The sequence below is a fragment of the Cobetia sp. genome (assembly GCF_983723665.1).
In genome coordinates this window covers 6,771-13,583 of sequence record NZ_CFDJES010000081.1, presented here as the reverse complement: position 1 = coordinate 13,583, position 6,813 = coordinate 6,771, and the positions used below count along the sequence as shown (strand labels likewise).

5 protein-coding genes are annotated in these 6,813 nt (G+C 64.9%); 3 read left to right on the top strand and 2 right to left on the bottom strand.

Annotated features, from left to right (window positions below; all coding sequences use genetic code 11):
* Both cmoB and cmoA read right to left on the bottom strand, forming a co-directional pair.
* Positions 1-1,029, bottom strand: a complete 1,029-nt coding sequence (gene cmoB, locus AC4FAH_RS09580; RefSeq protein ID WP_490245951.1) for a tRNA 5-methoxyuridine(34)/uridine 5-oxyacetic acid(34) synthase CmoB — start codon at positions 1,027-1,029, stop codon at positions 1-3.
* Between the two features lie 31 nt (positions 1,030-1,060).
* Complete coding sequence (gene cmoA / locus AC4FAH_RS09575) at positions 1,061-1,807, bottom strand: carboxy-S-adenosyl-L-methionine synthase CmoA (protein WP_043335167.1); 747 nt, start codon at positions 1,805-1,807, stop codon at positions 1,061-1,063.
* Positions 1,808-2,011: 204 nt separating this feature from the next.
* Here cmoA and pgi point away from each other — a divergent pair, with 204 nt between their 5' ends.
* From pgi to parE, 3 genes are all read left to right on the top strand, one after another.
* Positions 2,012-3,715, top strand: a complete 1,704-nt coding sequence (gene pgi, locus AC4FAH_RS09570; RefSeq protein WP_054557080.1) for a glucose-6-phosphate isomerase — start codon at positions 2,012-2,014, stop codon at positions 3,713-3,715.
* Between the two features lie 263 nt (positions 3,716-3,978).
* Positions 3,979-4,731, top strand: a complete 753-nt coding sequence (locus AC4FAH_RS09565; RefSeq protein WP_233593451.1) for a YqiA/YcfP family alpha/beta fold hydrolase — start codon at positions 3,979-3,981, stop codon at positions 4,729-4,731.
* Between the two features lie 214 nt (positions 4,732-4,945).
* A partial coding sequence (gene parE / locus AC4FAH_RS09560; RefSeq protein ID WP_490245950.1) for a DNA topoisomerase IV subunit B occupies positions 4,946-6,813 on the top strand: 1,868 nt, incomplete at its 3' end.

Here is a 6,813-nt window from a genome sequence, read left to right as displayed (position 1 = left end):
TCAGGCGCGAGTGGCGATCAGCACCGCACGCCGCGGCGCCGGGTGGCCTTCGCGGGTCAGGCTCGGGTCAGCGGGATCGAGGAAGTCGCTCAGCGAGTGGTAGGTCATCCAGTCGGTGGCACGCTGCTCGTCCAGGGTGGTCACGGCTTCATCGACGATGCGCACGTCCTTGAAACCGGCGCGCTCGCACCAGTGGGCCAGCGCCTGTGAGGAGGGCAGGAAGTAGACATTGGGCATCGCGGCGTAGCGCTCGCCGGGCATCAGCACCGTCGTCACGTCACCTTCCACCACCAGGGTTTCCAGCACCAGCTCGCCGCCGGGACGCAGGGTGTCACGCAGCTGGAAGAGGTGGTCCATCGGCGAGGGGCGATGATAGAGCACGCCCATCGAGAATACGCTATCGAAGGCGCCCATCTTCGCTGGCACATCCTCGATGCCCACCGGCAGGAAGTGCAGATTGCGGCCCCGGGGGTGGTCCGCGCCGATGAAGTGGCGTACGGCATGGAACTGGCAGTAGAAGCGTGGCGAAGGGTCGATCACCAGCGTGAAGGCCGCGCCTGCACCGACCATGCGCCAGCCGTGGTAGCCATTGCCGCCGCCGACATCCAGCACACGGCGATGGGTGAGATCCGACAGATGCGGCGCGAGACGCTGCCACTTCCAGTCGGAGCGCCATTCGGTGTCGATATGGATCTCGTCGAGCTGATAGGGGCCCTTGCGCCACGGCATCATCGCACGCAGCAGGTTCTCGCTCTGGCGCAGCTGGCCGCTAGTCAGGCCAGTCGGAAAGCGTACACCGACCCGGTCGGCATCCAGCTGCACATCGCGCGCGTCGGGCAGGGCGGGCAGCTTTTCCAGCGCGCCATGCCAGGCCTTGAGGTCGGCGTGACGCTTGCGGTCCAGGCCATTGGCCAGTTGCTCGGGCAGGGCGCCCAGCCAGCGGGCGAAGCCGTCGCCGACGGCGCCTGGCTCACAGGCAAGCTCGGTGAAGGCGCGGTAAAGGTCGCGGTCATACGGGGAAATGCTCATGCGCTGGGTCGGGTCCGTGCAGGCGTAGCGGTCATTCGGCGGCTTTGAAGGCGACCATCGATGCGAAATTCAGGTATTGCAGCCAGGTGTGGCTGCGCTGGAAGCCGGCGCGCGCCAGGCGCTCATGATGCGTGTTCAGGCTGTCGGGCTTCATCACGTCCTCGAGGGCCTCACGTTTCTGGGAGATTTCCAGATCGGAGTAGCCGTTGGCGCGCTTGAAGTCATGATACCGTTCGATCAGCCAGGCATTCTCGACCGGATCATCGCTGATGATCTTCTCGGAGAGGATCAGCACGCCGCCGGGCTCCAGCGCCGCGAACAGCTTGTCGATCACGGCGTCGCGGTCTTCCGGCGGCAGGAACTGCAGCGTCAGATTGACCACGATCATGCCGGCCGGCTGATAGTCGAGGGTGCGAATGTCGGCTTCGGTGACGTTGATGCGGTGGTCGGGGAAGGCCTCGGCGAGTTCGCGGCTGGCGCGCTCGACCATCGGTCTGGACAGATCGACGGCTTCGATCTCGATATCCTCGGCGGCCATCTCGCGGGCCAGCGCCATGCTGGCAGCACCCAGTGAGCAGCCCAGATCATAGACCCGCGCGCCGGGGCGCAGGTGAGCGCGGGCCATCAGGCCCAGCATGGCGATGATCTGACCGTAACCCGGCACCGAGCGGCGCAGCATGTCCGGAAAGCAGCTGACGACCTGCTCGTCGAAGGAGAAGCTGGCGACACGGTCAAGGGGTGTCGTAAATATCGCGTCACGGTAAGATGCATCACTCATGGATCAAGGCTTCATCGGGCAGTGGGCCAGGGCGACATGCCTGTGGCCGAGGACCGGCCGGGCAGAGCGCCCCGTCGGGCCCGCCATTCTACGCATTCGGCGCCCGTGACGCACCCGTCACGGCCGGCGGGTGATGCCTCCATCAATCGATTTCAGGCCGGGCCATGCAGGGCCGGTCATTACACTTCAAGGAGAGAGGTGGCCATGTCCACTCAATCAGCGGCACGTTCTGCGCGTCGTAATACCCAGGCCTGGCAGGCTCTCGCGCGCCATCATCAAGAGCAGATGGCCGATGTGCATCTGAAGGACCTGTTCGCCGAGGATGCGGCGCAAGGGCGTGACCGAGTGGCGACCTTCACGCGCTCTGCCGCGGGGCTGCGTCTGGATCTCTCCAAGCAGCGCCTCAAGGGCGAGACCCTGGAGCTGCTGCTGGATCTGGCGCGCGAAACCGGCGTCGAGCAGGGCATCAAGCGCCTGCTGGCCGGTGAGCATGTCAATCGCTCCGAAGACCGTCCGGCGCTGCACGCCGCGCTGCGTCTGCCGCGCTCCGCCAGCCTCGAGGTGGACGGCGAGGATATCGTGCCGGCCATCCACGAGAGCCTCGAGCACCTGGCCGAGATGGTCGACACCTTCCACAGCGGCCAGTGGCGCGGCGCCACCGGCAAGCCGATCACCGACGTGGTCAACCTCGGTGTCGGTGGCTCGGACCTGGGCCCGCTGATGGTCTCCAGCGCCCTGAGCGATTGCCGTCCCAAGGACATCCACGAGATCGGCGTGCACTTCGCCTCGACCATGGATGGCTCCCAGCTGGCGGATTATCTGGAGTCCTTCAGCCCGGAAACCACGCTGTTCATCCTGTCCTCCAAGTCATTCTCGACCATCGACACGCTGTCCAATGCCCGCACCGCGCGCGACTGGCTCAAATCACGCCTCGACCCGGAAGGGCGCCTGGAAGCGCTGATCAACCGCCAGCACTTCATCGGCGCTTCCGCCAAGCCGGAGAAGATGACCGAGTGGGGCATCGCGCCGGAACATCAGCTGCTGTTCTGGGATTGGGTCGGCGGCCGCTATTCGCTGTGGGGCACCATCGGTCTGCCCATCGCGCTCAATGTCGGCATGGACAACTTCCGTCGCCTGCTGGCCGGGGCGCATGAGCTGGATGAGCACTTCCGCACCGCGCCGCTGGAAGACAACCTGCCGGTGCTGCTGGCGCTGGCTGGTATCTGGAACAACAACTTCCTCGATATCCGCGCCCACTCCATCCTGCCCTACGACGGTCGCCTGGAGTACTTCGCAAGCTACCTCGAGCAGCTGGAGATGGAATCCAACGGCAAGTCGGTGACCAACGATGGCGAGATGATCGACTACTCGACCTGTCCGGTGCTGTGGGGCCAGCTGGGGCCGAACGCCCAGCACGCCTTCTATCAGCTGCTGCATCAGGGCACCCAGGCGGTCGAGTGTGACTTCATCGCGCCGATGTGCCGTTATGATCACGTCGAGGACGCCGAGACACGCGCCCACCTCAAGGCACAGCACCGCCTGACGCTGGCCAACTGCTTCGCCCAGTCACGTGTGCTGATGCTGGGCGATGACGCCATCCCCGGTGATGAGGCGCAGCCGAACCACAAGCGCTACCGTGGCAATCAGCCGTCGACCACGCTGCTGCTGGAGACGCTGACACCGGAAACGCTGGGTGCGTTGATTGCGCTCTACGAGCAGAAGGTCTTCGTTCAGGCCACCATCTGGGATATCAACCCGTTCGATCAGTGGGGCGTGGAGCTGGGCAAGCAGATCGCCACCGCCACCGAAGCGACCATGACCACCGGCGAAGGCTTCGAGACGCTGGATGCCTCCAGTCGTGCGCTGATCGAAGCGGTGTGGGCAGCACAGGATCAGGACCCGCGCTGAGCCCAAGACGGATGTGAGTGAGTGTGTGTGAGTGAAGGCATGCTGATATGCCATGCAAGACGAGCGGCGACGTCAGTCGTCGCTCTCTGTTGATTTATACAGTATTCTCGCTATCCTATAAGCGAATCAATCGTTTACACTAGACAGCACGACGCGGACTGTCGAAAACCCTGCTTCCAGCGTATGAATGCTCGAGAGATGCCCAGCTATCTTGAGGCGTGGGAGGGGAGGTTTCGCGGTCTGACGTGTTGTCGGGAGTGCTGATGGCCAATTCCCCCTTTCCGTCAGATACGGCAGCGATGCACGCCACCGCGCCCGTCAAGGGTCTGCTGTATCTGCACGGCTTCAATTCGGCCAGTTGTTCGCCCAAGGCACGCTTGATGCAGCGCGCGGCAGAGCAGTTCGGCCTGCCGTGCGTGATGCCGGACATCCCCCCGGAGCCCGGCGCGGGTCAGGCGGCGGTCAACGCGGCCTATCTCACGTTGTGTGAGCGCCTGGCGCTGGACCCCGCAGACCCTGCCTGTGATGACGCCATCATGGTGATCGGCAGCTCCATGGGCGGCTTTCTGGCCACCTGGCTGGTCGCGCGTGAGGCCGCACGCCTCGAGGGGCCGGCTGGTCCTTCTCAGAGCGTCTGGCGTCAGGGGCCGCGCAGTGTGCTGATCAATCCGGCCGTGCGTCCCGCGCGACTGGTCAGCGAATGGCTCGGCTCGGTGCATGCCAACCCCTATACCGGCGTGACGTTCACCGTCACCGAGGATTTCGGGCCCGGACTGCTCGCATTGGAAGCGGAGCCGGTCACGGCGCAGCGCACCCTGGTGCTGTTGGCGACGGCCGATGAGACATTGGATGTCAATGATGCCGCAGGGCTCTATCAGGGAAGTCGCTTGATCATCACGCCGGGTGGCGATCACGGCTTTGCGCAGCTGGCGGAATACCTGCCGGCGATCATGGCGCATGGCGGGCACCGGCTGGCCCCCGCCACCGCAGCGGCGATGCATGTCGCGCCGGACTAGCAGGTCATGCGCGTGGTGCTTTCTGCTACGAGACACCACGACCTGGCTGGGCAAGGCACCTCTTGGCACGACATGGATTGGCACGACTTGGCAGAGCGTTCGATGCTGAACGCCAGGCGCCGGTCTCTCATTTTTCAGGAATCCGTTGTCCGTCTCGCGCACGTGAAATGGCGAGTCGGATGGCGGACGTCAACACCAAGGACACAAGGCTGCGATGAGTCAGTACAGCGCCAGTTCCATTGAGGTCCTCTCCGGCCTCGAACCGGTCCGCAAGCGGCCCGGCATGTATACCGACACTTCTCGGCCCAACCACCTGGCGCAGGAAGTCATCGACAACTCCGTCGATGAGGCGCTGGCGGGGCACGCGAAGGAAATCCGCGTGCGCCTGCTCGAGAATGGCGGTATCGAGGTCGGCGATGACGGTCGTGGCATGCCCACCGACATCCACCCCGAGCATGGCGTGACCGGCATCGAGCTGATCCTGACCAAGCTGCACGCGGGGGGCAAGTTCTCCCAGGACAGCTATCGCTTCTCCGGCGGCCTGCACGGCGTGGGCGTCTCGGTGGTCAATGCGCTGTCGACGCGTCTGGAAGTGGAAGTGTGCCGCGATGGCCTGCGTCAGCGCATCGCCTTCGAGAATGGCGAGAAGGCCGAGGAGCTGACCCAGATCGGCACCGTCGGCAAGCGCAATACCGGCACCCTGGTGCGCTTCTGGCCGGACGAGAGCTACTTCGACAGCCCGCGCCTGGCGATGCCGCGCCTGCGCCACCTGCTGCGTGCCAAGGCCGTGCTGTGTCCGGGCCTCAAGGTCGTGCTCATCGAGACCGATGGCAGCGAGACGACCTGGCACTACGAGGATGGCCTGCGCGATTACCTGCTCGGCGCCACCGATGGCTTCGAACGCCTGCCGGAATCGCCCTTCGTCGGCCATTTCGAGGATGAGGAGCACGGGGTCGACTGGGCGATCCAGTGGCTGCCGGAAGGCGGCGAGCTGGTGCAGGAACCCTACGTCAACCTGATCCCCACGCCGCTGGGTGGCACCCACGTCAATGGCCTGCGCTCCGGTCTGCTCGAGGCGCTCAAGGAATTCTGCGACTACCGCAGCCTGCTGCCGCGTGGCGTCAAGCTGAGCGCGGATGACCTGTGGGAGCGCGCCGCCTTCGTGCTGTCGGTGAAGATGCTCGATCCGCAGTTCGCCGGCCAGACCAAGGAACGTCTGTCCTCACGCAGCGTCGCCGCCTTCGTCTCCGGCGTGGTCAAGGACGCCTTCTCGCTGTGGCTCAACCACCATGTCGACCAGGCCGAAGCGCTGGCGGAACTGGTGATCTCGGCGGCCCAGCGCCGCCTGAAGAGCGCCAAGAAGGTCGCGCGCAAGAAGGTCACCTCCGGGCCTGCGCTGCCGGGCAAGCTCTCGGACTGCTCAAGCTCCGATCCTGCCGACAGTGAGCTGTTTCTGGTCGAGGGTGACTCCGCCGGCGGCAGCGCCAAGCAGGGCCGCAACCGCGAGACTCAGGCGATCCTGCCGCTGCGTGGCAAGATCCTCAATACCTGGGAAGTCGAGTCGCATGACATCTACTCCTCCCAGGAAGTCCACGACATCGCGGTCGCCATCGGCCTGGACCCGGGCTCGGATGACCTCACCAAGCTGCGCTATCACAAGGTCTGCATCCTGGCGGATGCCGACTCCGATGGTCTGCACATCGCCACGCTGCTGTGCGCGCTGTTCGTGCGTCACTTCCCGGCGCTGGTGGATGCCGGGCGCGTCTTCGTCGCCATGCCGCCGCTGTACCGCATCGACCTGGGCAAGGAAGTGCATTACGCCCTGGACGAGAGCGAGAAGGCGCACATCCTCAAGCAGCTCGAGAGCAAGCGTGGCACGCCCAACGTGCAGCGCTTCAAGGGTCTGGGTGAGATGAATCCGCTGCAGCTGCGGGAAACGACCATGGCGCCGGACACCCGTCGTCTGGTGCAGCTGACGCGCAGTGCAGATGACGGCACCCACGAAATGCTCGACATGCTGCTGGCCAAGAAGCGCGCCAGTGATCGCAAGAGCTGGCTCGAGGACTACGGCAACATGGCCGA

What these genes read in the sequence shown, in the direction of transcription:
- cmoB (WP_490245951.1), bottom strand. Translation starts at nt 1,029, where the DNA reads ATGAGCATTTCCCCGTATGACCGCGACCTTTACCGCGCCTTCACCGAG.
- cmoA (WP_043335167.1), bottom strand. Translation starts at nt 1,807, where the DNA reads ATGAGTGATGCATCTTACCGTGACGCGATATTTACGACACCCCTTGAC.
- pgi (WP_054557080.1), top strand. Translation starts at nt 2,012, where the DNA reads ATGTCCACTCAATCAGCGGCACGTTCTGCGCGTCGTAATACCCAGGCC.
- AC4FAH_RS09565 (WP_233593451.1), top strand. Translation starts at nt 3,979, where the DNA reads ATGGCCAATTCCCCCTTTCCGTCAGATACGGCAGCGATGCACGCCACC.